The organism is Providencia sp. 6390 (assembly GCF_058148425.1).
The window spans coordinates 401,001-423,295 of the sequence record NZ_JBYVYL010000001.1 but is presented as its reverse complement, the minus strand read 5'-3'; the positions used below and the strand labels follow the sequence as shown (position 1 = coordinate 423,295).

Here is a 22,295-nt window from a genome sequence, read left to right as displayed (position 1 = left end):
AGCAAGTAAGTATATTTACTTCACACCCCTTCCGTGTTAAAAATCTTCTAAATCAGTTAAACAGACTATATAACAATTTATTAGCAAACTAATTATTATAATAATGATATATAACTTCTATCTATTACTTGGGTTGGCGCATTTAAATTATACAATATTAATTTGTTTTATTTATTAATAATTAAATAAAAACCTGACAATAGTTTTCCAAAAGGAGTGGATATAATGAATAAAAAAATTCTTTTATTGTTAATTTCATCTTGTTATATGGGGGATGTAATGGCAACAGATTATTTTGTTGATCCTCAATCTTCCGCAGCATTATGGGTCGAAAAAAATAAAAGTGACCCACGCGCCGAACCCATTAATAGAAATATCGCTGCCGTACCTACTGCTATTTGGCTATCGTCAATTCAAGAAAATGAAATTGAATTAACTCAGCAGATCACTAATTACATCTCACAAGCTAATGATCAAAAAACAGAGTTGATGTTTGTGTTATATGGTTTGCCCAATCGTGATTGCTCAGGGCAAGCCTCTGCGGATAACAGTACTAATAAGCAAAAATATCAAACATGGATTGATATGTTAGCAAATAGCATTGCGACAACTAAAGTAACTATTATTTTAGAGCCAGATGCGCTTGCCGATATGAGTTGTTTAACTCAACCACAACGTGACGAAAGAGTTAATTTAATTAATTATGCTGTCTCACATTTTAAAGCACAATCACCAAATACACATGTCTATATAGATGCTGGAAATATGCAGTGGGTGGCAGCAAAAGACATGGCACAACAGCTGGTATCAGCAGGTATTAAAGATGCCTATGGTTTTTCTTTAAATGTCTCTAATTACCATGCTACCGATCCAACCATAAAATATGGTAATGACATTAATCAATATTTAACTGAGCAAGCAAATATACAGTCAAATATGATAATTGATACATCACGCAATGGTAATGGTTCTTCAGGGTTACCTAATGATTGGTGTAATTCAGCAGGGCGAAAAATTGGTGATAAACCAAAGGATATATCAGCAACGGTTAACACAGCATGGATCAAGCCGCCTGGGGAGTCAGATGGTGATTTTTCACCGTCAGCAAACTGCCATGACGGCCCTAAAGCTGGTATATTTAGCCCAGATTTAGCAATGAAATTAATTGAAGGGAAGTAAATAGCAAGGAAAGAGAAGAGTAAAATGGATACGGAAAAATAAAAATGCCGATAAGATATCGGCATTGTTTAAAATTAAATAATACTAGCCTTGAAACTTGTCGCAAAGTATTTGTAATTGATTAACCATTCTTGCCATGTGAAATCCATCAATCGTTGCATGATGAACTTGTACTGAAAGTGGCAATAAGGTTTTCTCAGCTAACTGATGATATTTTCCCATGGTAAAAATAGGCGGAAAGTAGTCAGTAAAATTTGCTACATTTAAATTAAAACCATCAAAACTCACCCATGGGATCATTGAAATACAGAAATGATTTTCAGGGAAGTCTGGTTTAGCCATAAAATCAATATTGTCTTTGTATAATAGCTGGTCGTGCTGATAGTTAGCAAAAAAAGCTGACCAATCGCTATCATACTCAGTCCATAATTGGGAAAAGGTCTCTGTCTCAGGGTGGAAAACGGTATAAGCAGGATTTACCTGATCCCACAGTACCAACTCACCCTCTTTTATCGCCATTCTCGATTCAGGATATTGATTGACCACCTGAGAAATAAGATAAATCATCACAGGATAGAGTTTATATCCTGTATTGCGCAGCTCAGCCCGTAAGCCAGTAATATCTAACTGAGTCGTTAAGCTAAAACCGCAAGGTAAGGTTTGACGGTAAAATGAGAAATGTTGTTTTCTATTCCACTGTTCGATATTGATTTTTATATAGTTCACTTAGTTGCCCTTCTCGTTGATTAATAAAAATTTTTAACGAAGAAGGGCAATTCTCTCTGATTTGGATAACAACATAGGTTATGTCCTTATGTTTTCAATTAAAAACAATGATAACAAATCTAACTTAAATTATTGAAGGTTTAAGTGCCGTTTCAGATTTAAACTTCATCAATAGGTACTTTCCCCTACCTGAATGGTTTGATATCATCCGATACTTCTGACGCTTCAAATGAATAAAATAAGTAACGGTTTTATGTTAAAGATGCAAAATTGAAGCAGCGACTTAGTTTTCATTTCAACGTTGTTCAAAGGAATATTTAATGAAAAACAATATATTACTCTCAGTGATTATTCCTTGCTTCAATATCGCAGAGTATGTTTATCAATGCCTAAACTCTTTACCTATAGTACAACATGAATTACTTGAAGTGATTATTGTCAATGATGGCTCCACTGACCAAACCTTAACTGAAATTAATCGCTATATTTCTGAACATAGCAAGGTTAATATTCATATCGTTAATCAGGCTAATCAAGGTTTGTCTGTCGCGAGAAATGAAGGTGTAAAGCATTCAAATGGAAAATATATTGCCTTCTTAGATGGTGATGATTTATGGGCACCGTCTTTATGGGAGATGATCCTTCCCATACTCCGCGATAAATCGCCTGATATGATCATATATAATGTGTTGAAATTTTATAATAATGATTTAAACAATAATTCTCAGTTAAATATAACTAAATTAGCAGATGGGTTATATACGATAAACAATATCAGAGATTTATCTGATCTGTTCATCGAAAACAAATGGTTTGCTTGGTGTCGAGTGTATAAAAAAGAGTTACTAGATAATATTTCATTTCCTAGAAATAGAGAGTATGAAGATTTAGCGATAATTCCAACAATGACGACTAAGGTAAAAAAATTATTTGTTATTCAATCTCCCTTGGTTTTTTATCGAATTAGAGAAAACAGCATTACCAGTAAACCCAAAGAAAAACATATTGATGACATCATATATGCGATGAACTGCCTATATGATGCCTATTTAAATTCAGATCAACATAATGATCTTAGACAAACACTAGCCCCAACCATGCAACATGAATATAGCTTACTCAGAAGTATCAGCAGAAAGGTTCACGGTTATTGCTATTTTTCCAAAGACCAACAACACAACTTAAAAAAAATACTTAAACCATTCCAAAATGAATTTAAGTTTAGTTTTAAGCTGAAGGCAAAGTTTCTTGGTGTATATTGTTTTTTGGGTACGGTCAGCACTAGAAAAGTATCAAGAGATAATTAAGTCAATCTATAAAATTAAACACTGTTAATTCAGATAAATTTTTCTCTGATTTATAAAGAAATATTATCCTCTTCAAAACTATTCAAATTATAATATATCGCAACATAAACCTTTTATTATTCAGGCTTATGTGGCCAATCATTATCTAATTCTGATGAAGTATTGATACGATTCAAAAAAACCCGATATTTCTTCCATTGTTTCAATAATGAAATTTCTTCATCTGTAGCAATCTCTAGTTCAACAGCATCTTGCAACGGTGCTATCATATTGGTAGCTTCAGATAGTAATACTTGTTTTTTAGATTCTGTTGCCATACATTTTTCTTCATATTTTAGCATTATAGGTTCAATTTTTTCATTTATGAATAAATAGTTAGTTATATTAGAAAAAAAATCACTCGGTAAATTTTGGTGTGATACCTCAGCAATCGATAAGTTAGTCGGCGTTAATGTGCTAACATCAAAGCTATATGAGACGATTCGATTATCCTCATCAAAAAGAATTTTTAACGTATCATCTTCAAAGTTTTTTTGTAATTCATACCAATCATTACCCATATCATCTTCAAGCACTAAAACAAAATCAGGATATTTTTTTAAAATACTTTGTTTTTTACTAATAGTAAAATTTCTATAATTCAACATGTTTTATATCCTCAATTAAATACTAGCAGCATTAACCCAAATTCCATTTAAGTTATATTGAATAGCGCGTTTCCTATAACCACCAAAGTTAACCGATGAGTTACTACCCGTTTCCCAGAAAGTCAACCCCGTAACAACTTCACCATTACCTAAGCTAAAGGCACCAACCTTACCTAAACTGACTTCAGAGCCTAACCTAACAGAGGATATACCAACCGCTTTTAATTTAGTATCAACCTCCACTTTTGTATAAGCCCCCACATCCCCTGCTGTTAAAGTAATATCAGCACTCAGCGGCTTATTATTAACTTTACGTGTATTAGGCACCCGCCCATTAGCATTATTGTTGGCATTAGTTGCATTTGTATTGGCTGCATTCGCTGTAGTTTGCGCGTCAGTACCTGCTTTTTTAGCATCCGCTATTTTTGTATCTGATTCTGCTTTTGTATAAGCGCCAACATCTGTTGCATTTAAAGCAATATCTGTGGTTAAAGGCTTATTATTGACTTTTCGCCCAGTAGAAACCGCCCCTATCCCTTCAGGTGTCACTCGAATTAATTTTCCAGTTGGTTTACTCATTTTGTTACCTCAATCGAAATAAAATCTGTGTTTTTAAGTGCTTCGGCAAGTAATACATTGGTACCTTCAACCGTATAGGCGTAACCTTGAGGCTGAATGAGTCCATTAATTTGCACCACAATGACTTTAGCGGCACCGATAGGGAAGGAGGTTTCACCGCCTTTTACAGCGGGTATTATCGCTTCAATATATAAGCTTGCATTATCCCCTTTAGGGCCTTGAGCACCAGTGTCGCCCTTTGCACCTTGTGCGCCAGCTGTTCCTGCATCTCCTTTTGGCCCTGCTGCACCTACAGCACCAGCTGCTCCTGTGTCTCCTTTAATCCCTTGTAACCCTTGAGCACCCGTAGCCCCTTTTTCACCCTGAACACCTTGCAGGCCACGTTCGCCTGTTGCACCTTTAGCGCCTTGCTCACCGTCATTGACGATAAACGACACGGGCGCCAACGCTTGTCCCGCACTATTTTTAAAAACTAATGATACCGTGCGACTTTTTACCATTTTTTAACCTCACGGATTTTCTTTGACTTGAACCTCAACGCTCACAATGCTTGCACCTTGTGCGCCTGCTTCACCTTTGGCACCCGTATCGCCCTTTAGCCCTTGAGCTCCAGTTTCCCCTTTAGCACCTGCATCGCCCTTTAGTCCCTGAGCTCCCGTTTCACCTTTGGCTCCTGCATCGCCCTTTAGCCCCTGAGCGCCAGTTTCACCTTTGGCACCTGCATCACCCTTTAGCCCTTGTGCGCCCTTCTGCTCGGCAATAAATTGTTGTTCTGTTTTGGTTTCATTGCCCGGTTGCTTTTTCCACAATTCAAATGTCGATGCACCATCAGTAATGACAAATGATGCAGGTAGAACTTTGCCATCGCTGGTTTTAAAATTAAGTGTGACGGTTTGTTGTTTTGGCATAGTTGCTCTCTTTAGTTATCTTTAGTTTCTACATCAATGGATTCAATTTTTTGGATTTCGTTTTCTGATAGATAGATGCCATCATCAGATCCTGATTTAACAATATTCTTGATATCCGCACTGATAAAATCCTTTCCCGATAGGCTATTCACTTTCAGTTCTAGCGCCTCCAACTGCTGTTGAACATCGCCATTAATCGCTCTTGTGCTGGAAGTTAATGGCACATTAATCAGCACTTCAACGAAGTCATCTTTTTTAAGTGGCTCAGCAAAATAAAGTGTGCTTTTATCAATAGCGAATGCGTAATCAACATATTGTTCCAAACCATTGAGAAAGGTTAGACAATGGGTAAAGTCATAAGGGGGCTTAATTGTTTCCTCACCGCCTTTGGCTAAATAGCGCCATGAAATCAAAGTCGAGTTATTTTGTTTACTCGCTAAGGCAGCGTTCATTTCAGCCTTAGTTGGGTAATCACCTTTTGGTTGTAATTTATCCAACCCCAAAAACACCCCCAGCGTAGACCATGCGGTTTGTGATCTATCTGGCTGCTCTGCCTTGGTTTCTTTAATTGCCACATAAAACTGATTATTAAACTGGACTATCGCCATTTTCGGGTACGATAGCGAGGTGTCCCACTCTGCAACGCCGCGCTGCGTCAGGTACATCAACCACTCATCGACACGTTTACCTATCGCATTAAACCACTCAAGAGGTGGCTTGCCTGCGGTTCTCTCCAGCGTGATCCCCCAGCCACGCAATACGTCTGGAAATGTTTCAATCTCCCCTGTTTTCGCCTCTTGCGCGAAAATTTTTAAGTCTGGCTTTTTAATGACTGACATTCATTAACCTCGTGAATTTTCCATCGTTAAAACCAAAGGCATGCATATCACTTGACCAACCAAATGGGCGTGCATCGGTAATAACGAGATATTTATAACTAACACCTATCGGTCTAGATAAGATGTCGAGATTTTTAATTGCATAAAGTCGAAATGGTGTTAAATAATTAGCAGCAATTACTACATTCATCGTCATATCATCATTATCAATAACAAAGGATTGCTCACTAAATAAATGACGAATCGAGTAGCTAATATTGGCAATATCAGGCCGCTGAAAATTCTTAATAATTTTGGCTTTGATAAAAAAACGGTAGTCTTCATCATCCAACACGGATGAACCATTTAATGAATCACCGTAGCGATATAGCACTCCCACATCAAAAGGCAGTGCCCCTTCAACGCCCAAAAAGCCAAAGTAATCTTTTGGGACTAATGATTTCATGATCCGGCTAATACCAACGTGCTTGCCAATTAAATCAAGTCCATAACCAGACGCTTTATTAACATCCAGCACCTCGGCTAATTGGATCACTGATTCAAATGCAGCTCGTGTCTCAGAAAGCAAAAGCCCGACAGTTTGTCGGGCCTTCCGCTTGTGGCGATATTGCCAAATCAGAAAATCTTCACCTTGTTTACTCAATCAGCACCTCCACATCTTCAGGGCGGATCACGGCACACTGACGAAGGTTTACTGACACTGTATCTTGACCATTCACAGTGATGCTTTTGATATAAAAACCTTCAACGTGATTGACCTGACAAATTAAACGAGTCGCATATACAGCTTCACCGATGGCGAATTCTGTCGCCGCTAATCGTGATTTAATACTATCGATATCAATATCATGGAAGCCTCCCACACGTTCAATTAACAACTTCACTTTAATATTGACTTGTTCTGCGCGATCAAATTTGACTGTGCGCATTCCTCCCGCATAGTTTTGGGTATTGGTAATACTACCAAACACCCCACAACCGCCAATTTTCTTTTTCAAGATAGTCAAACCAATGGCATCATCACTTCCACCAATCACAACTGCATTTAATGAATGTGGTGGAATACCTTTTTCATCAGTAAGATGGGTAAAGTTTTCATAAACCCGCGCCTGTTTAACATCAGGCAGATCCAGTAAGGCACCTTCTAACCCTTTATAATCATCATGATTATTGATTGAGTGCGAACGCATAAATCGCAACAATAAATTACCATCCGTTTCTGCAAAAATGCCTTCTTTTGCCGCTTTGGTGGTAATCACTTTGTCGATCCCCACAGTGACCGTATCCATGGTTAATACTTTGTCTGCCGCAAGTGAAAAAGCACCCAACTCACTGCTGCGCATATTCACCCTAGCCGATCCTGTTGGGCCTAATGTCACATCATTGGTCGTGACCCACCGAGCACGGTTGTCATCCGTAAACGTATTGCCTTGTGTGACAACCGTGCCCTGCCTGCCTGTAATGACAACATCATCAAGATAGCTATAATCAGCGCCTCGACGCACAATGCCTGCATACATTGCTCGCTGCTCCAACCATGAGCCGATCGCTTTATAGGGATCTAACATCTGCACTATCATCGCAATAGCTTGATTAATGTTATCTATTTCCTGAGAAAATAACCCAATCATCTGACCATCGGGGCTGTCTACATCGAGATTGATATCATCACCATAAATCTGTTTAAACCCTGCACTTAGTCGCTGATGAACATGGGTTAGCCTATCTATCACAATGCCTGTTTCAGTTATTTGGAGCATCTGTCGTTACCTCATTTTTGTTACCGTAAATATCCATATAGGTGACAGTGATCGTGATTAACCGTGTATCTGGATTAAGTTGAATATCAAACTCAGTGATCTGCTCTACGCCTTGCGTATTTAATACACTGTTTTTTATTTCAGATTCCATCGCCGCTAAGTTCGGATTTTTACGTAAATAATCAAACCATTTGATGCCATGGCCACGATTGAGAAACCAATCCCTATTTAATGACAGCAGTCTCGTCAGCACCGATTGCGAGATAGCAGTGGATTGACCACAATAGTCCGTTCGTCCTCGACCAAAACACCAATCATGATTATTATCAAGTCGTCGTACCTTCATTAATTAGGTCCTCCAGTATTTCCTCCGCCGGTCTGCACACCACCATGCGTATGAGTATCGCCAATGTTTTTGCCATTATGTTTAAGTGTGCCACCCGATGACTCACTATTCCCCTGAACTGAGTGATTACCTTTAATTAAAGCATTACCCGACAATTGATAGTTACCTTGGTGCTCGATATCACCTTGAATGATGATTTTTCCTGGTTGTATGCGAATAAATGTTGAGCCATCATCGGTTTGTAATGACAGCGCATCATTTGAATAATCAGGGATCCGGTTCGGTAAACTACTTGCCTGAGGCAAAAAAAAGGCGTCAGACAGGTCATGAAAGCGTTGGTCAAGAGGCTGTGATTGCTGACCCGAAACATACCATCCATCAATGCAGCGCTCTGCGAAGATCACAAGTCCTTCATCGCCGACCGCCAACGGCACCGTCACACAAAAGCCACCGCCACGATAAAAACCAATAGGCACATCTACCAACGGCGGCAACGCGATAACCTGCCCCTCTTTATTGACATGGCTGATCATTAATTCGACTGTCGCGCTGTGCCCATTGGATTGAATGACTTTACCGGGTAGTGCTGTATGGATTTCATAGCGTTGGTTTTGTGCACATTGATTAATAACATCAAGAAAAGTAGGTTGTTTCATGACTTAACCTTATTAAACTCACCGCTGATACAAACCAGTTTGCTGTACCAATCTTTTTCTATAAAATCGCCCATATGGCTAAGTTCAATGATCTTATAATCGCCATTCAGTTCAGAAGTTATCGAATTAAGCCGTACCAATGCACCGATTTTCAATGCAGGGTTGCACAAACAGGTAATCACTAACCCCTCTTCACTTTTTTCAGGTTTACCAATCAATCCAGTTTCTTGAGATAAAATAAAGCCTTCATTGTCAGTAAATACTTTATTTTTTGGTAATAAGGTTAACTGACCATCTTGCACTGACCAATCTGCCTGATTATTTTTGGCTATTTTATGCAGTATTTCCCTCGCATCAGCAAACATCACTTTACCGCGCGGCAGCTGTCTATCATTCGGTAATTCAGTAATACCAATATCAATATTCATCGCTTGAGCGTTTTCTTTTAAAATATCAGCATCACTATTACCTGCTGCTAGCGTTTTATTAACCAACGATGAGGTATAAGCCGTAAACCCGTCACCGCAGGCTAATTCACAAATTAAATCCTCTGCGCTCTCGCTAATTTTTGCCTCAATTATATCGCCTGCATAAATTAAACGTAGTTCGTCATAACCGAGAGAAAGAGCGGCTCGATTAAATACTTTACTGGTTAGTAAATTACGATGTGATGTACTGAGATTATAAATACGAATAATTGCTGGATTAGGCTCAGAAGATAATGTTTTTTTGATATCAAAAGTCACTCGTAAATTAGTCACTTCAAATGACTCATCTTGATTGCCAATCACTAATTTAAGCTGTCTGCCAAATTGTCTCATGCCAGACTCCTTTATCAACAATGTACAGCAATAATCGCTCGCCTAATTCACTCTGTGCTATCCCATTAATACCAAAGCGAGATTTATCACTGAGCATCAAAATAAAAGGTAAGTTTTTTTCGATTAAGGAAGGCGCATTTACCGCTAGTCCTTGCATTTGCGTGATAACCCGATTGCTATTTGCATCAAATAAATCAAACAGCCACCCTTTGGAGAGCTTGTTGTAATACAGTGTTAATCGTAGATCCATGCCAAACACAGTAAATAATTGCTCTTGGATTGGCTCATTTGATACAGGTATTTTATATATCATGACGTTATTCCTAACATACTCTGTGCATCATGAGAGGAATTAACCGCCTTTGCTTCAGGCTGCGTTCTACCCATATTACTTTTTTGAGGCTGCTGCTTTAAATCAGGATGTAAACCTGTCACAACTTGACTTTCAACAATAAATATCTCTTCCAAATTTAAAACAAAGTCGGCAGCAGCTGGGGTATCTTGCGTCGTGCTAATACTAGTTAGCATCATATTTTTGTACAGTCGGATCCCCGTCTGTACATCAATGGGTTGCCCCATCCGTTGTATCGCCAACAAAGACTCATAAGCGCGCCCTGCCCGATCTAACGTTTGCGAACTATCAGCAAACGGTTTCAATGCATCCGGATACCAAGGTGCGATCACCTTTTGTGCTTTGTTCGCTAAAACACGACCTACCGTCATATATTGAGCCAACATAGCCTCAGTTTGCCGCACCGATGAGGAGATTTCCAATGGCAGTGGATACTCCTCCATGGCGTCAGTATCAAACCCAATAAGTTGCTTAAAGTAATTAGCCGGCTCATAACCCACCACCTTACCCGTGATCGTCAGTGACTTTGGTTCAAGCACTGCGTGATCGGCAATATCAGCCCCCGATTCAACAGGGTTTTTCGTTATTCTCAATGACGATGTATGAGATTCTCGAATAGTGCAATCGAGCTCAAATTGACCAATGCTTCGCGTGATCACGGAGGCTCTCCCCGTAAATATTCCACTTGTAATGTCCATAATTTGCACCCAAGAAAAAAGCCACAATAATGTGGCCTCAGTATGATTAAAACATTTCATCAGTTGCTATGAGCACTCTGCAATGAACGGTATAAAACCTGATTGAGGTTATCATTGATCCCATTAACTGCTAGCGCTGCGGCTTGATAAGGATCTGATGTCACAACATGCTGTTCAACATTAACGCTACCTTGATTGACAATTACGCTCTTATTGTTAGTTGAGGAAACATTGGATAAATTAGGATTTAAGTTTTGAGCAACGAGTTCCCCCGTTAGGTTTGAAACGTTCAATAAACTCTTTTCACCTTGATTATCATCACTGATTATTCCTATCTTTTGTAGCCCCGAAGTGATCCCTGAAATAATCCAATCAAACTTTTCACTCACCCATTTAAAGGCGATATCAAATGGCTTCTTAATTAACTCGGTAACACCTTTAAACGTATTCGCAATATCATCAATAAATTTGCCAATATCAGTATCACTAATATTGAAAATATCTTTAATAAATTGCCATCCTGCTTCAAAGGGCTTAATAAGATAACCAGTAATAGCGGTAAATATTAAACTGAGTTTTTCAGTCCATGAGGTTGTGTCATCGCTAAAAATAGCAAATAACGCCTTAATTAAAGAAAGTGCATTTTCAAAAGGTGCAAGTATGTAATGAGTGATCGCCAAGAAAATTTTCGATAGATTATCAACAATAGCTTTTGCTGCTTCAGCTAACCAATCAAAAACCATAAGTGCAGCGGTTTTAATGTTATTCCAAACATTACTGATGACTTGGAGCATCATATTCCACATCACACCAAATGACGCGACAAATCCAATAAAGTATTGCTTCAGCCCCTCCCATATTTGCATTAAACCTTCAGTCATCCCTTTCCATGCTTCTGACATCATAGTGGTATTGCCGCTAAATAAACCCGCAATCAATTTCAAAACATTGCCGATATATTTAAAAAAACCGCCAAAAATCATTAGCACACCATCAATCATGTGCGACCAAGCATCAGCAATGCCATCTAATAAGGCTTTATTTTCTGTATAAAACGCATTCCACCAAGCCAGTACCGATTTAATCCATTCGACAGCGGGTGCCCAAAAACTGGCAAACAATGAATCACCGCCATCAAGATAGGCCATAAGATCGCCAATCAATACCATTAGCCCTACAACCGCTGCCACGACCCACATCACTGGGTTTGCGACAAAAGCCATCAACATTGATTTCTTAAATACCGCTAAAATAGCCACAACACCTAAAAGAGCCGCTTTCCAACCAATCGTATTTTCAATCAATTGGCTAATTGCTCTCACAGTATTACCAACCATCAATATTGCTTTCGAGCCCCACTTTATAACTTGAGTTAGCCCTTCCGCGATTAATGCTTTATTAGCATTCAACCAAATGTTAAAATCGTTAATTACGGCGGTTAGATTTGGCAATAATCCCAACGCAATTTTGGTTTTTATCGAGTCAATTGATAATGCTGTTTTCTGTGTTACCGCTTGGTACTCATCTGCTTGTTGTAATTCTTTTTCTGAAATGGCAAATAATAAGCCCTTTTCTTGTGCGAGACTTTTGGCCCCCTTCACCGTGCTATCAATAAACCCCATAAAGCGGTTCGCCACAACATCAACTGCCGTAGCCAGTGCTGAAAGTACCGCTTTGAAGTTATTAATTGTTAGTCCAAAACCGCTAAGGTTTCTTTTTACATTGCCAATGGTTTCCGCTATTGAAGCCGCCGCCGTGCCGAGGGCAGTGACGACACCTTTTAATTTCACCACCTGCTCGCTCTCAAAGCCGAGTGTGGTGAGAAGCTTTTCGATTTCCATCTTCTGCCCTCTGCTGTGACAATAAACGCTCGACATAAGCTTCATGAAAATCAAGCACATCGCCGAGCGTTGTCGTCGTTCTAAGGTCGTGACCGGTATAAATACCTTCCATAATTGGCAGCATTTTCAACCAGTCAACGTCCGTTATGCCGTCAGATTGACCAAGCTGGGCATATTTACTTTGGATGCGACTCCATCGGGCAAAAAATCAGAAAAGTGAAAAATCAAGCCATCCACAATTAATGGATAATAATGCGAACGGTAAGTATTAAAATGTGTATTAAACACATCCACTTTATCTAATTGAATAACATTATTATCCGTATCTTTTGCAACTACCCATTTTAAAATGAATTTTTCCACTCCCTGCATATCAGGAGAGCCAATATTGGCTAATACGCCGCCTACATCAATATCGACTTGCTCACCATTCATCGCGATACAGCCTTTTAGCATGCCCAATAATTTCATCGCATGGGTCTTGGCTTCGACAAAATTACTATGACGGTGCTCATAAGTGATGTTATCTTTTTCCATCAATTAAACGCTCCTTTTCCTAGTTTAGTGATCACACGTTCAAATTGGATCACCCACGATTGAGCGTTATGCGCAGAGCCACGAGACTGAGTCGGTGGTGTCGTGAAAAAGCCAACATGACCAACAATTTCATCACCATTCCAAGTATCTTTAATATACAGTTCCAATGGTGCAGGTGCAGATTGGCTGCTTAGCATTTGGTTACGTAAATTAGATAAAAAGTGGTTATCCGCAGAATGTTGTAATAATTTCATCGTCAATGTACCTGACTGATTGCCACTAAACACATAAACACCTCGGCCATTCGCACCGAATGTCCATGTGCCATCATCACCTACTGGAGCGATAGATAAGGCATCAGCCGATTCATCAAACGCAGTAAATTCATAACCATTAATGCTAACCATCAAACTTTTGTGATTGTATATAGACATAGTGACCTCTTAACGATTGAATTGAATGAGTAAATCTGCTGAATGGCCTGCACCAGCCAATTTAATAGCACACATAATTGGCATCATTTTGCGCGCTTCGCGGTCGGCTTGTGACTGAACATCAAAGCTGTCCGAGTAAAAATAGAATCCCTCGTCTAAACGATCACCAAAGGTAATTTCACCAATATCGTTGCCCCGCCAAATTCCACCCGCTAAGAAACCATTGCGATTGAATTCATTGCCAATAACAGTTAATGAGCCAATTAACATCGCTTGCCCCTTATCGGTTTGCGCGATTTTAGTCGGACTTGCCTGCAAAGTTGTAAAAGCTTGTTTTTGGCATGCATCAATAAAAGCATCTAGCCCCATCACTTCATCAATGAATGTGCCACCGAGCATGGTTCCCTCAGCTAACATATTGATACCGTCATAGTCCGTATAAAAATTAATGCCTAAACGACGACATTTTTGTGCTTCATCTTGCGTGACACGATCATCTGAACGTACTGAAGTTTGCTGCTTAAATTTGACTGTTTTCGCGGTATTCTGCCCCTGCCAAGTGGTTGAAACTGCAATGGCAAGTAGCTCTGCTGCGGCATGATCGTCGCCAGTTTTGTTAAATTGCACCATCAAACGACCACTGTTTTTGTCATACAGTTTTTTAAATATATTGCTGTTTTGCCACTCAATGTGTTCATCACGAGTGGCGGTATAAGCCATGACTTTTAAATCAGCGGCTGTAACCCAAGCATGCGCATCTTCAATTTGCTCATCTGTAAGTTGATCTGCAAAGTAAACGCCATACCAATTTTGATAACTATTTTGTAATTGATGCAATGCTTCAGAAGGTTGCTCCGCATTAATTACCTGTGCCGCAGCACCAATACTCAAGGTGGCTTGACCTTCTTCTAATTTCAGTAAATGACCGATGTAGCTTCCGTTCTCGACGGGAGTCACATACCCTAAACGCGTTTTGCTATCAGAACCCGCAGTTTTCGCCTGAATAATCAAACGATTACCTATATCATCCCATTGTACTTGTAGATTGCTACCATCTGGCAATTGAGTATCAATCACTTGTGCAATATCACTAAAATCGACCGCTTTACTAAAATCAAGTGACGCAAGCACTTCCTCTTTACCCGCAACATTCAATGTCATGGCTCCATCAGTTATCGACTTTAGCGTATTAATACCAATAGACAGCGTAGAACCTTTGAGTGCATTTGCTGTTGCTGCAATTTCTTGTTTTTCTTTGGCGAAACGCGCAATCATCGCACGCTTTAATTTTGGACGAGCAGAAAACAGCGCTTGTGCCGCCTTGTACGTCGATGAATTAGAACCGAATAAATTAGCTACATCTTGCTCATTAGAAACAAATAGATAGCGTGATGTGATATCAGTAAATGCCTCACCTACTTCAGAAGTAAAAATAGCGACCATGCTCAGATCACGACGTTGTACCGCTGCCGCCTGTGGCAGAATTTGTGCATTAATGATCTCTTTAATTGATAAACTCATATTGATTCCTTTAGAGTAGAAATAATTACCGATTCACCATGAGTGAGTGATGATTCGATACGATGAATATGTGAAAGTGTTAAATTAAGTTGTGTTGCTTGTGGTTTTCCTTCTATTGGATCTTCTGGATAATGTTTAATTTCTGATCCACATACGAAACCGCCCCCCATAACCTTAAATAGTTGTTGAGCAATATAGGTTTGTAATTGCGTCGATAAATCTTCGATGAGCAAATAACAAACTTCTCCATAAGCTTTAATTGCAATCATGGTTTCACGTGTTGAAGTTATTATTTCGCGGTTATTTTCCGCATCAAACTTAGCCTCTACTCCAATAGACTCGGATGTCAGCGGAGTGACAGTAATAAATTGAGCCCACACTGATGTATCTGTATAAGTGCTACCATCAATAACTTGCTTTTCGGGAATTTGCGTTAACATCGCAATCACTTGCCGCACCTTGCTCATATCAAGCCGTGAAAGTGTATTTGTTGTCATAATGTATTCCAATAATTACCAAGTAACAGACGTGCGAGATCGCCCAGATCATTAGCTGAATAGGAAATCTGTTAAATGATAAATTGATTTATTTTTGGTTTGGAAACGGGGTATTAATCAATGCATGCCGCTGCTGTTCAATTAATCTAATTGTTTTTTTATCTAAATTACATAATTCAGTAATAGTTAATAATATCTCATTAAGTACTAATGATTCACCCCACGTTAATTCACCAGGGATAACGGGGGGTAAACAGTTTTTAAGTAAATAGTCAGGGATGCTGACTTGAGGAGCTTGAATATATTCTTTCTGAATGTTGGTGCAACTGCTTAGCAGCATCACTAGGCACAAATTGATTAGCACACTCATGATGGATAAACGATTTTTTAATAACCTGCTTGTTCTTTTCAGAATAAATAAGTGCCACCTCTTTTTGTGAAAGATTATTTTTTGTAATATCATTTATCTGTGCCGAAAGTTTTAAATTAGCATTAAATATAATTTGCTGAGCTAATAACTGATTGTTCAATAAGATATGTTGTTGCCTTAATTTTTCATAATCATTGATTACCCACCACAACCAAAAGCTTAATATAAAACTACTTGCAATAAATAGTTTACTCATAAGCTTTATGCAGGATAAAAGTGACGCGATAATTGAAAGTGTGGGCCATCTTTAAAATCCACCCAGTCTCCGCCCCATTCTATATCTACATTTAACTCTTCAGCAGCTTTTTTCATAGCAATAGCGACTTGTTTAAACTTAGACCAATCATTCCACGGTATTTCACGATTAACAATGGGAGCACAATCAATAGCATGCCCCGTTAAATGACGGCTATTCATTGTCTTACTTTTCCCGCTGGCAAATAGCTGTCGTTGGCGAGCCTCATTGCGCTTACCTTCAATAACCATAAAATCAACATTAGTCAGTTCTAAAGCACGGCGTACAACTTTAACTAAATCAGGGTGTACACTGCGTAAATTTTCTTCACTACGTCGACTCAATAAAAATTTACTCATGATTAAACTCCAAATCGTTTTCTAATAAAATTTATAACCAGTTCAATAAGGCCATAGAGTTTCTTTGTACCCAAAAAGCCGACTACAACCCCACAAAATTCAGCTAACAAATCCCAAGATCCTGTATTGCCGCTCTGCGCTAGCCACCATTCAAGGAAGCGAATAGTACCAACACTGAGTAAGCCACACATAAGTGCCTCACCTAAAGACCGCTTCCATAACATACCTTGTTGACGCTCACGGATATAAGCCACTATCGCAGCAAAGGTAAAACCACCAATAAAAGGTAAATAGGATTGTAGCCACCGAAAAACAGATTCCCACCATTCATATTTATCAGGCATACATACATTCACTTTAAAATATTATTTTATAAATAGGTTTTAACGCCTAACTCTTTGATAAAAAACATTCAAATCCAGAGTTACTATTAATAACGCAATAATCTCAGACAAAATTCATTTTTATGGAAAATTTTTATTAGAAAAATGAAATATATAAAATGAATTTAAATACCTTTAACAACATCATTAATAAATTTCAGTTTTATCAGATTAACCACATTTTTGCGCGCGCACCAACTTCTTTTTCCGATAATAAAAAATGAACTCAGTAAACACATTCACTTATTATTATCCCAACTTTTTTCAATACATAAAAAGCCCCTATCGAAGGGGCTACAGTTTTATTAATAAATTTCAGTTTTATCAGATTAACCACATTTTTGCGCGCGCACCAACTTCTTTTTCCGACAATAAAAAATGAACCCAGTGCATACATTCACTTATTATTACCTCAACTTTATTTTCAATACATTAAAAAGCCCCTATCTAAGGGGCCACAGTTTTATTAATAAATTTCAGCTTTATCAGATTAACAAATGTTTTGCGCGCGCACTAACTTATCTGATTTTAATAGTCGTTGTTCACAGATAATATCTATATCTAATTGAATATTCAATGTCTCTAAACAGCCTAAAATAAAACTTTCTGCAATTTGGAGCCTTTCTCGGATCTCACCTTCACGAATTTTATATTTACGCCCAATCGCTCGCTTTGAATGGCCTTTAATATAAAAATCTTCGATATAGCTGCGTTCTCGTTCCATCCCAACCAAGCCTAATTTAGCAACACATAAGTCAATAACTAAGCCATCTTCATCGCTACACATTGGTCGGTTACTTTTTGTATATGATACGAGATCACGAAACCCCGCAGCAACTGATGACCAACCGATCGAACCATAGTGCTCCCCATATGACCATCCCCCCCAATAAGACAAAATCTGCTGTATATTTCTGTGCATCATTTTGAGCCTCCCTCTGCATCACTCACTGATAACAACCTTACCACCCACCAATCAAGGTCATTTTTCGAACAATTAGTCTTAACAATATTGATTGTATTTAACTACCATGATATTTGTTTGTCAAATACAATAAAAATTGTATTATGAGCAGTAATAAGACTTTCATTATGTTACGGGAGTTACCCATGTCTTTGGCAAGTAGGATCCGGCAACGCCGGCAGGAATTAAATTTGACACAAACTGAACTCGCGGAACGGGCGGGTATTAGCCAACAGTCAGTGGAATCAATTGAAAATGGTCGCACTAAAAAACCTAGAAATATCATAGAAATAGCAAAAGCACTTCAATCGCACCCTGAATGGCTACTAAATGGTAAAAACATCATGCCAATGTCTGAAGTCAATACGCGACGAGTTCCGCTTCTTAGCTATGTGCAAGCAGGGTTATTTAAAGATGCCAATCCAATCACTGACTATGAGGGAAACTTTGAATACATATTAGTCGATGATGATATTAGCGCAAATGCATTTGCGTTAAGAGTTGAAGGTGACAGCATGACACCTGAGTTTAAAGAAGGCGATATTGTGGTCATTGATACTGAAATTTGGCCTAATCCAGGCGAATTTGTTTTTGCTAAAAACGGTGGTAACCAAGGCACATTTAAAAAATATCGCCCAACAGGCATTGGCACAGGCGAATTTGAATTAGTTCCATTAAATCCTGACTATCCAACACTTAATAGCCATGATTATCAAATTTCGCTAATTGGCGTTATGGTTGAACATCGAATTTATCGTCGTAAAAGATAGTCCTTTCTACTTACTTCTTGTTTCCTTGCTAAAGATAGGCAAGGAAACATTTTAGTCCCTCTCTATTTCTCTCTCAAAAAATAATTAGATAAGTATAAAATAATACAATTACTATATTTATAGTTTACATTTACTATTTTTATAGTAATATCATCTCTATTAGTACAACTTATATAGTAATGAGGACTTATCATGGAACTCGAACACGCAATCAAAGAAAACACGCTTGCATTGCATCAGCTGATCATGCTTTTACAATCACAGCACTCTTTGCCAACAAGTGAACAACAATCAACTGTTGATTTTAATGCACAAGAAAAACAATATTTCACCGAAAACCAGCCTCATCCTTCAGTGGCGATTAGTATTGAGACATTAGATCTTAAACAAGTTGTAGCGCTCGCAGTATTATTTAAAGGTAATTTTGAGCAACTTAGCCAACTGCATATAGAGAAAATAGCAATGGCTTATGAAGGAAATAACCTCGATCAGCTAAATCAAATAAATGCCCTATATATGACATTAGCTAATTTAGAACCTGTCACTATATTACCGAATATGGCAATACATAATTTATGCATTGAAATACTCGCAAATTGGGAAGAATTACATGGAATTGCCGAACGCTGTGAATACGCTCTCTCATTGATAGAATCAAAAGTGATCACCGCAAATCAACCTAAAAAAACAGATCCCAAAGTATTATTTTCACAAGCAGAACAGTTAATACTACAACTTGCTAAGAATGGCTACCGCAATGAAGCCGTTATAATTTTAAATCGATTTAATGCTAAAAAACTAGGTCAGGTTTCTACCGAAAACTTACCTGAAGTTATCTCTATGGCGAAAAAAATATTAGACAAACAATAATTACTCTATGAAACCCATCCTATATATTGGAGATTTTTATGTTAATTCAAAACAATGATGGCCCACTCTACTATCGTGCTGCTCGAGATGCTATCCGCTTAGAGCGTTCGGGAAAATATTTCGAAGCTTCTAAAGCATGGTCGCAGGCAAATAGACTCTCTCGAATTTACCGTAATCAAATATGGTGTGAACGCCGCGCTGATTTTTGTTATATGCAAATTCAACGTGAAAAATACAAATTAATGGAAGATGAATGTATTCAAACTCATTTTATATGATTGTTTCTCTAAATATGGATATATTATTAAACTCGCTATTATAAACAATAGCGAGCGAATAAGGCCAACTTGAAATGATTATCACTCTTATTCTCAATTGATTTATTAACTCTTATTTTTATCATCAAAATAAATTCATTGATTGTTTGTATTAAAAAGACTACAAAGATACAAATTTTACATGAATCGAGGGTAACTATGTGTCCGTTAAAATCAATTTGGAAGTTTTTTGGCTTGTATCAAACAAATACAGTCCGAATACTACATATAGTTATCCTATTATTAGTGATAATGCAAATAATTATCAGTAATTGGATGGACGTCTCAAATACAGGTTACATCCCAGTAAATGGCTACATGTTTTATTTTACTTGGCTGCATATTATCGTGGGAATTAGTTTACTATTTTTCACGGCTTTTTTAATTACTGTCTGTTTCTCTAATCGTGGCTTACGTTATTTTTATCCGTACTTATGGGGAGATTTTGCCCAGATAAGTGCCGACATTAAAATGCTTATCAAATTTAAGTTACCAGAAAGCTCACCTAAAGGACTGGCTACTTCCGTTCAAGGACTCGGCTTAGGTGCATTAGCGATAGTTATTTTATCTGGTATCACTTGGTTTATTTTATGGCTACAAGATTCATCATTCGCTAACGAAGCTAAAAATATCCACAAGACGCTAACAGGGCTTATCGAAGCTTATATTATTGGTCATGGAGCAATGGGATTACTGCATTTTTTCTTATGGTATAGAAGCTCAAAAACAACCAATCAGTAAATTAAAGTGCCCTACATACCTTTATGTAGGGCAATAATGTTATTTAAACATTTCTTCGTTCGATCGTTTCTTCACCCCAAAACAACCTGTCAGCCTTTGTTTTTGAAAAGGCTAGAGGTAAAACCTCATCAGAACCTTCTTCCCAAATCTGTTCCGCCAGCACTTCGTCATTATTTGCTAGTTCAAAGATAGCCTGAGCAATTTCAATTGACGTTTCTCTAACTTTCGCCCACTCCGCAATATTATGAGAATCTTTCATTCTTAGCTCCTTAGTTTAGTTTTAACTTCAACATAGATGGAGTCATTCAAATAATCAATCATTACTATAATTTAGCTTTAATTTTGACATAAATGTTAAACGGCATACCTGGTGACCAATCTTTTACATATTGCTCAAAACATGGAAATTGTAGATCCAGCTCATACTTTGTTGTCTCAGCTGACCATTTTTTGTATATGCTGTCATACGCTGGCACTATCTGTTCTATCTGCTCAACAGTACAAGTAACATAATCGCCAGCCTCTAATATCAGATAATCCAATTCTGTAGGTAAACCATCTGTCGATGTAATGGCACAGCCAGCCCAATACTCAAAACGACTCTCACTCAATGCAATAGAAGCACCATAAACATTGTCATTATAATTGCTATCAAGTATTGGACTGCCAATCAGTTTGCCAACAACGTGCTCGCCAAAATTTAACCATAAAGCAGGGCATTCTTTAGAAGCATTTGTAATATCAGTACTAACATGAATACCTGCGATGGTGACTTTCGGTAAAGTAACAATTGAGTGATTAAAAGCCATATGATTACCCTTTCTTGCTGATAATAAAGAGAAAACTACCAGTATACAGTTGATAGTCTAATGAAATAGCCGTGTTTAACTCGTGATAAAATTCCGTAGTGTTGATGATTTAGTAACTATCTTACCTAACAATAGTATTCATCAGTATGAACTTCGGCTCTGCTTTTTGATATTTATTGATCATCGGAACAAGTCGCTGAAAATGCTCTGAGGCACAATGTATATCTAACGCTTCCCGATTTGGCCACTCTTCAATAAAGATAAAATGCCCAGGATCCTTTTCATCAATATACAAATCATATGAGATACATAATGGCTCATTTTTGGTGGAAGCGACCAGTTCCTTATACAGAGGTAATACCGTATCAATTGCTTCTGTCTTGATAAAATCTTCAGCGATCACTTTTAACATACTAACTCCTTAATGAAGATATATTGCTATTCATTGACTATACGTTAATTCAGATACCGTTTGAGTGACATTTCCTACTGCGGCTTGTTGGGCAACTTGAAAGCTGTATACCTACGCTATTATTTCACATTATGTTTAAATGGCGAGAAGCAACAAATGCGCAGCTTTATGATATGAGACACAAGTATGTCTCATCAGATACTAGGGAGTGGTTAAATGACATGAGTTACCAACAAGAAAAAACCCGTTATCTCTTACGAGATAACGGGTTCTTATTTGGTGCCGGCTACCGGAGTCGAACTGGTGACCTACTGATTACAAGTCAGTTGCTCTACCAACTGAGCTAAGCCGGCTAAT

General features: G+C 38.1%; 33 protein-coding genes and 1 tRNA gene. 6 read left to right on the top strand and 28 right to left on the bottom strand.

Translation table 11 applies throughout. The features are described from left to right. Positions 1-225 precede the first annotated feature (225 nt). A complete protein-coding gene (locus tag AC3Z9T_RS02055; protein ID WP_490124540.1) occupies positions 226-1,179 on the top strand; it encodes a glycoside hydrolase family 6 protein in 954 nt (317 codons plus the stop codon). Between the two features lie 84 nt (positions 1,180-1,263). Here AC3Z9T_RS02055 and catA read toward each other — a convergent pair whose 3' ends face one another. After that, on the bottom strand, positions 1,264-1,905 hold the full coding sequence (gene catA, locus AC3Z9T_RS02050) for a type A chloramphenicol O-acetyltransferase (RefSeq protein WP_490124539.1): 642 nt from the start codon (positions 1,903-1,905) through the stop codon (positions 1,264-1,266). A 320-nt stretch (positions 1,906-2,225) separates the two neighbouring features. On the opposite strand from catA, the gene AC3Z9T_RS02045 reads away from it, so the two are divergent. Beyond that, the gene (locus AC3Z9T_RS02045) at positions 2,226-3,212 is read left to right on the top strand and encodes a glycosyltransferase family 2 protein (RefSeq protein ID WP_490124538.1); all 987 of its coding nucleotides are present in this window, start codon (positions 2,226-2,228) and stop codon (positions 3,210-3,212) included. A gap of 116 nt (positions 3,213-3,328) precedes the next feature. On the opposite strand, the gene AC3Z9T_RS02040 is transcribed toward AC3Z9T_RS02045, so the two are convergent. The 23 genes from AC3Z9T_RS02040 to AC3Z9T_RS01930 form a co-directional block, all read right to left on the bottom strand. Beyond that, complete coding sequence (locus AC3Z9T_RS02040) at positions 3,329-3,859, bottom strand: tail fiber assembly protein (protein WP_490124537.1); 531 nt, start codon at positions 3,857-3,859, stop codon at positions 3,329-3,331. Between the two features lie 15 nt (positions 3,860-3,874). Beyond that, a complete protein-coding gene (locus AC3Z9T_RS02035; RefSeq protein ID WP_490124536.1) occupies positions 3,875-4,438 on the bottom strand; it encodes a hypothetical protein in 564 nt (187 codons plus the stop codon). Further along, positions 4,435-4,938 (bottom strand): hypothetical protein, encoded by a 504-nt coding sequence (locus AC3Z9T_RS02030; protein WP_490124535.1) that lies wholly within the window; start codon positions 4,936-4,938, stop codon positions 4,435-4,437. Before AC3Z9T_RS02030 ends, AC3Z9T_RS02035 begins: the two co-directional genes overlap by 4 nt. A gap of 9 nt (positions 4,939-4,947) precedes the next feature. After that, entirely contained in the window at positions 4,948-5,346 is a 399-nt protein-coding gene (locus tag AC3Z9T_RS02025; RefSeq protein WP_490124534.1) for a hypothetical protein, read from the bottom strand. An 11-nt stretch (positions 5,347-5,357) separates the two neighbouring features. Next, positions 5,358-6,185 carry a hypothetical protein gene (locus tag AC3Z9T_RS02020; protein WP_490124533.1) on the bottom strand — a complete coding sequence of 276 codons (828 nt, stop codon included), beginning with the start codon at positions 6,183-6,185 and terminating at the stop codon, positions 5,358-5,360. Beyond that, positions 6,172-6,828 carry a DUF2612 domain-containing protein gene (locus AC3Z9T_RS02015; RefSeq protein WP_490124532.1) on the bottom strand — a complete coding sequence of 219 codons (657 nt, stop codon included), beginning with the start codon at positions 6,826-6,828 and terminating at the stop codon, positions 6,172-6,174. The genes AC3Z9T_RS02020 and AC3Z9T_RS02015 overlap by 14 nt, the downstream gene beginning before the upstream one ends. Beyond that, on the bottom strand, positions 6,821-7,945 hold the full coding sequence (locus tag AC3Z9T_RS02010) for a baseplate J/gp47 family protein (protein ID WP_490124531.1): 1,125 nt from the start codon (positions 7,943-7,945) through the stop codon (positions 6,821-6,823). Before AC3Z9T_RS02010 ends, AC3Z9T_RS02015 begins: the two co-directional genes overlap by 8 nt. Further along, positions 7,929-8,291, bottom strand: a complete 363-nt coding sequence (locus AC3Z9T_RS02005; protein ID WP_490124530.1) for a contractile injection system sheath initiator — start codon at positions 8,289-8,291, stop codon at positions 7,929-7,931. Before AC3Z9T_RS02005 ends, AC3Z9T_RS02010 begins: the two co-directional genes overlap by 17 nt. Continuing rightward, the gene (locus AC3Z9T_RS02000) at positions 8,291-8,947 is read right to left on the bottom strand and encodes a Gp138 family membrane-puncturing spike protein (RefSeq protein ID WP_490124529.1); all 657 of its coding nucleotides are present in this window, start codon (positions 8,945-8,947) and stop codon (positions 8,291-8,293) included. Before AC3Z9T_RS02000 ends, AC3Z9T_RS02005 begins: the two co-directional genes overlap by 1 nt. Further along, on the bottom strand, positions 8,944-9,768 hold the full coding sequence (locus AC3Z9T_RS01995) for a phage protein (RefSeq protein ID WP_490124528.1): 825 nt from the start codon (positions 9,766-9,768) through the stop codon (positions 8,944-8,946). Before AC3Z9T_RS01995 ends, AC3Z9T_RS02000 begins: the two co-directional genes overlap by 4 nt. Continuing rightward, positions 9,743-10,081, bottom strand: a complete 339-nt coding sequence (locus tag AC3Z9T_RS01990; RefSeq protein WP_490124527.1) for a phage baseplate plug family protein — start codon at positions 10,079-10,081, stop codon at positions 9,743-9,745. The genes AC3Z9T_RS01995 and AC3Z9T_RS01990 overlap by 26 nt, the downstream gene beginning before the upstream one ends. Continuing rightward, positions 10,078-10,818 carry a phage baseplate protein gene (locus AC3Z9T_RS01985; protein WP_490124526.1) on the bottom strand — a complete coding sequence of 247 codons (741 nt, stop codon included), beginning with the start codon at positions 10,816-10,818 and terminating at the stop codon, positions 10,078-10,080. Before AC3Z9T_RS01985 ends, AC3Z9T_RS01990 begins: the two co-directional genes overlap by 4 nt. A 59-nt stretch (positions 10,819-10,877) precedes the next feature. Then, entirely contained in the window at positions 10,878-12,659 is a 1,782-nt protein-coding gene (locus AC3Z9T_RS01980) for a phage tail family protein (RefSeq protein ID WP_490124525.1), read from the bottom strand. After that, positions 12,622-12,783 (bottom strand): hypothetical protein, encoded by a 162-nt coding sequence (locus AC3Z9T_RS01975; RefSeq protein WP_490124524.1) that lies wholly within the window; start codon positions 12,781-12,783, stop codon positions 12,622-12,624. Before AC3Z9T_RS01975 ends, AC3Z9T_RS01980 begins: the two co-directional genes overlap by 38 nt. A 20-nt stretch (positions 12,784-12,803) precedes the next feature. Next, positions 12,804-13,196: a putative phage tail assembly chaperone gene (locus AC3Z9T_RS01970; protein ID WP_490124523.1), complete on the bottom strand. Its 393-nt coding sequence runs from the start codon at positions 13,194-13,196 to the stop codon at positions 12,804-12,806. Then, complete coding sequence (locus tag AC3Z9T_RS01965) at positions 13,196-13,630, bottom strand: tail tube family protein (protein ID WP_490124522.1); 435 nt, start codon at positions 13,628-13,630, stop codon at positions 13,196-13,198. Before AC3Z9T_RS01965 ends, AC3Z9T_RS01970 begins: the two co-directional genes overlap by 1 nt. A 9-nt stretch (positions 13,631-13,639) precedes the next feature. Then, a complete protein-coding gene (locus tag AC3Z9T_RS01960) occupies positions 13,640-15,151 on the bottom strand; it encodes a DUF3383 domain-containing protein (protein ID WP_490124521.1) in 1,512 nt (503 codons plus the stop codon). Further along, positions 15,148-15,648, bottom strand: coding sequence for a phage neck terminator protein (locus AC3Z9T_RS01955; RefSeq protein ID WP_490124520.1), 501 nt, complete (start codon positions 15,646-15,648; stop codon positions 15,148-15,150). Before AC3Z9T_RS01955 ends, AC3Z9T_RS01960 begins: the two co-directional genes overlap by 4 nt. Before the next feature lie 88 nt (positions 15,649-15,736). After that, positions 15,737-15,988, bottom strand: a complete 252-nt coding sequence (gene lysC / locus AC3Z9T_RS01950; protein ID WP_490124519.1) for an Rz1-like lysis system protein LysC — start codon at positions 15,986-15,988, stop codon at positions 15,737-15,739. Beyond that, positions 15,921-16,274: a hypothetical protein gene (locus AC3Z9T_RS01945; RefSeq protein ID WP_490125149.1), complete on the bottom strand. Its 354-nt coding sequence runs from the start codon at positions 16,272-16,274 to the stop codon at positions 15,921-15,923. Before AC3Z9T_RS01945 ends, lysC begins: the two co-directional genes overlap by 68 nt. Before the next feature lie 5 nt (positions 16,275-16,279). Further along, positions 16,280-16,672: a M15 family metallopeptidase gene (locus AC3Z9T_RS01940; protein ID WP_490124518.1), complete on the bottom strand. Its 393-nt coding sequence runs from the start codon at positions 16,670-16,672 to the stop codon at positions 16,280-16,282. A gap of 2 nt (positions 16,673-16,674) precedes the next feature. Next, positions 16,675-17,016 (bottom strand): phage holin family protein, encoded by a 342-nt coding sequence (locus tag AC3Z9T_RS01935; protein WP_490124517.1) that lies wholly within the window; start codon positions 17,014-17,016, stop codon positions 16,675-16,677. A 529-nt stretch (positions 17,017-17,545) separates the two neighbouring features. Further along, positions 17,546-17,980: an antiterminator Q family protein gene (locus AC3Z9T_RS01930; protein ID WP_490124516.1), complete on the bottom strand. Its 435-nt coding sequence runs from the start codon at positions 17,978-17,980 to the stop codon at positions 17,546-17,548. A 185-nt stretch (positions 17,981-18,165) separates the two neighbouring features. Between AC3Z9T_RS01930 and AC3Z9T_RS01925 the strand changes: the two genes are divergently transcribed. The 4 genes from AC3Z9T_RS01925 to AC3Z9T_RS01910 all read left to right on the top strand — a co-directional run bounded on the left by AC3Z9T_RS01925 (position 18,166) and on the right by AC3Z9T_RS01910 (position 20,717). After that, positions 18,166-18,789, top strand: a complete 624-nt coding sequence (locus AC3Z9T_RS01925; RefSeq protein WP_490124515.1) for a LexA family protein — start codon at positions 18,166-18,168, stop codon at positions 18,787-18,789. Between the two features lie 192 nt (positions 18,790-18,981). Continuing rightward, entirely contained in the window at positions 18,982-19,659 is a 678-nt protein-coding gene (locus AC3Z9T_RS01920) for a hypothetical protein (RefSeq protein ID WP_490124514.1), read from the top strand. A 38-nt stretch (positions 19,660-19,697) separates the two neighbouring features. Further along, a complete protein-coding gene (locus AC3Z9T_RS01915) occupies positions 19,698-19,937 on the top strand; it encodes an ANR family transcriptional regulator (protein ID WP_490124513.1) in 240 nt (79 codons plus the stop codon). Positions 19,938-20,135: 198 nt separating this feature from the next. Beyond that, complete coding sequence (locus tag AC3Z9T_RS01910) at positions 20,136-20,717, top strand: cytochrome b/b6 domain-containing protein (protein ID WP_490124512.1); 582 nt, start codon at positions 20,136-20,138, stop codon at positions 20,715-20,717. Positions 20,718-20,760: 43 nt separating this feature from the next. Here AC3Z9T_RS01910 and AC3Z9T_RS01905 read toward each other — a convergent pair whose 3' ends face one another. The 4 genes from AC3Z9T_RS01905 to AC3Z9T_RS01890 all read right to left on the bottom strand — a co-directional run bounded on the left by AC3Z9T_RS01905 (position 20,761) and on the right by AC3Z9T_RS01890 (position 22,291). Then, positions 20,761-20,976: a YccJ family protein gene (locus AC3Z9T_RS01905; RefSeq protein ID WP_490124511.1), complete on the bottom strand. Its 216-nt coding sequence runs from the start codon at positions 20,974-20,976 to the stop codon at positions 20,761-20,763. 64 nt (positions 20,977-21,040) lie between these two features. Then, a complete protein-coding gene (locus AC3Z9T_RS01900; protein WP_490124510.1) occupies positions 21,041-21,526 on the bottom strand; it encodes a GyrI-like domain-containing protein in 486 nt (161 codons plus the stop codon). A 121-nt stretch (positions 21,527-21,647) separates the two neighbouring features. Beyond that, entirely contained in the window at positions 21,648-21,938 is a 291-nt protein-coding gene (locus AC3Z9T_RS01895; RefSeq protein ID WP_490124509.1) for a putative quinol monooxygenase, read from the bottom strand. 277 nt (positions 21,939-22,215) lie between these two features. Then, a tRNA-Thr gene (locus AC3Z9T_RS01890) sits at positions 22,216-22,291 on the bottom strand. Between the last annotated feature and the right edge of the window lie 4 nt (positions 22,292-22,295).

What these genes read in the sequence shown, in the direction of transcription:
- AC3Z9T_RS01900 (WP_490124510.1), bottom strand. Translation starts at nt 21,526, where the DNA reads ATGGCTTTTAATCACTCAATTGTTACTTTACCGAAAGTCACCATCGCA.
- AC3Z9T_RS01980 (WP_490124525.1), bottom strand. Translation starts at nt 12,659, where the DNA reads ATGGAAATCGAAAAGCTTCTCACCACACTCGGCTTTGAGAGCGAGCAG.
- AC3Z9T_RS01940 (WP_490124518.1), bottom strand. Translation starts at nt 16,672, where the DNA reads ATGAGTAAATTTTTATTGAGTCGACGTAGTGAAGAAAATTTACGCAGT.
- AC3Z9T_RS01970 (WP_490124523.1), bottom strand. Translation starts at nt 13,196, where the DNA reads ATGGAAAAAGATAACATCACTTATGAGCACCGTCATAGTAATTTTGTC.
- AC3Z9T_RS02030 (WP_490124535.1), bottom strand. Translation starts at nt 4,938, where the DNA reads ATGGTAAAAAGTCGCACGGTATCATTAGTTTTTAAAAATAGTGCGGGA.
- lysC (WP_490124519.1), bottom strand. Translation starts at nt 15,988, where the DNA reads ATGCTGCTAAGCAGTTGCACCAACATTCAGAAAGAATATATTCAAGCT.
- AC3Z9T_RS01985 (WP_490124526.1), bottom strand. Translation starts at nt 10,818, where the DNA reads ATGGACATTACAAGTGGAATATTTACGGGGAGAGCCTCCGTGATCACG.
- AC3Z9T_RS02045 (WP_490124538.1), top strand. Translation starts at nt 2,226, where the DNA reads ATGAAAAACAATATATTACTCTCAGTGATTATTCCTTGCTTCAATATC.
- AC3Z9T_RS01910 (WP_490124512.1), top strand. Translation starts at nt 20,136, where the DNA reads ATGTGTCCGTTAAAATCAATTTGGAAGTTTTTTGGCTTGTATCAAACA.
- AC3Z9T_RS01930 (WP_490124516.1), bottom strand. Translation starts at nt 17,980, where the DNA reads ATGATGCACAGAAATATACAGCAGATTTTGTCTTATTGGGGGGGATGG.
- AC3Z9T_RS01925 (WP_490124515.1), top strand. Translation starts at nt 18,166, where the DNA reads ATGTCTTTGGCAAGTAGGATCCGGCAACGCCGGCAGGAATTAAATTTG.
- AC3Z9T_RS02025 (WP_490124534.1), bottom strand. Translation starts at nt 5,346, where the DNA reads ATGCCAAAACAACAAACCGTCACACTTAATTTTAAAACCAGCGATGGC.
- AC3Z9T_RS01965 (WP_490124522.1), bottom strand. Translation starts at nt 13,630, where the DNA reads ATGTCTATATACAATCACAAAAGTTTGATGGTTAGCATTAATGGTTAT.
- AC3Z9T_RS01960 (WP_490124521.1), bottom strand. Translation starts at nt 15,151, where the DNA reads ATGAGTTTATCAATTAAAGAGATCATTAATGCACAAATTCTGCCACAG.
- AC3Z9T_RS02035 (WP_490124536.1), bottom strand. Translation starts at nt 4,438, where the DNA reads ATGAGTAAACCAACTGGAAAATTAATTCGAGTGACACCTGAAGGGATA.
- AC3Z9T_RS01995 (WP_490124528.1), bottom strand. Translation starts at nt 9,768, where the DNA reads ATGAGACAATTTGGCAGACAGCTTAAATTAGTGATTGGCAATCAAGAT.
- AC3Z9T_RS01990 (WP_490124527.1), bottom strand. Translation starts at nt 10,081, where the DNA reads ATGATATATAAAATACCTGTATCAAATGAGCCAATCCAAGAGCAATTA.
- AC3Z9T_RS02010 (WP_490124531.1), bottom strand. Translation starts at nt 7,945, where the DNA reads ATGCTCCAAATAACTGAAACAGGCATTGTGATAGATAGGCTAACCCAT.
- AC3Z9T_RS02005 (WP_490124530.1), bottom strand. Translation starts at nt 8,291, where the DNA reads ATGAAGGTACGACGACTTGATAATAATCATGATTGGTGTTTTGGTCGA.
- AC3Z9T_RS01915 (WP_490124513.1), top strand. Translation starts at nt 19,698, where the DNA reads ATGTTAATTCAAAACAATGATGGCCCACTCTACTATCGTGCTGCTCGA.
- AC3Z9T_RS02040 (WP_490124537.1), bottom strand. Translation starts at nt 3,859, where the DNA reads ATGTTGAATTATAGAAATTTTACTATTAGTAAAAAACAAAGTATTTTA.
- AC3Z9T_RS01920 (WP_490124514.1), top strand. Translation starts at nt 18,982, where the DNA reads ATGGAACTCGAACACGCAATCAAAGAAAACACGCTTGCATTGCATCAG.
- AC3Z9T_RS01935 (WP_490124517.1), bottom strand. Translation starts at nt 17,016, where the DNA reads ATGCCTGATAAATATGAATGGTGGGAATCTGTTTTTCGGTGGCTACAA.
- AC3Z9T_RS02055 (WP_490124540.1), top strand. Translation starts at nt 226, where the DNA reads ATGAATAAAAAAATTCTTTTATTGTTAATTTCATCTTGTTATATGGGG.
- AC3Z9T_RS02020 (WP_490124533.1), bottom strand. Translation starts at nt 6,185, where the DNA reads ATGTCAGTCATTAAAAAGCCAGACTTAAAAATTTTCGCGCAAGAGGCG.
- AC3Z9T_RS02000 (WP_490124529.1), bottom strand. Translation starts at nt 8,947, where the DNA reads ATGAAACAACCTACTTTTCTTGATGTTATTAATCAATGTGCACAAAAC.
- AC3Z9T_RS01905 (WP_490124511.1), bottom strand. Translation starts at nt 20,976, where the DNA reads ATGAAAGATTCTCATAATATTGCGGAGTGGGCGAAAGTTAGAGAAACG.
- AC3Z9T_RS01895 (WP_490124509.1), bottom strand. Translation starts at nt 21,938, where the DNA reads ATGTTAAAAGTGATCGCTGAAGATTTTATCAAGACAGAAGCAATTGAT.
- AC3Z9T_RS01945 (WP_490125149.1), bottom strand. Translation starts at nt 16,274, where the DNA reads ATGAGTAAACTATTTATTGCAAGTAGTTTTATATTAAGCTTTTGGTTG.
- AC3Z9T_RS01955 (WP_490124520.1), bottom strand. Translation starts at nt 15,648, where the DNA reads ATGACAACAAATACACTTTCACGGCTTGATATGAGCAAGGTGCGGCAA.
- AC3Z9T_RS01975 (WP_490124524.1), bottom strand. Translation starts at nt 12,783, where the DNA reads ATGCTGCCAATTATGGAAGGTATTTATACCGGTCACGACCTTAGAACG.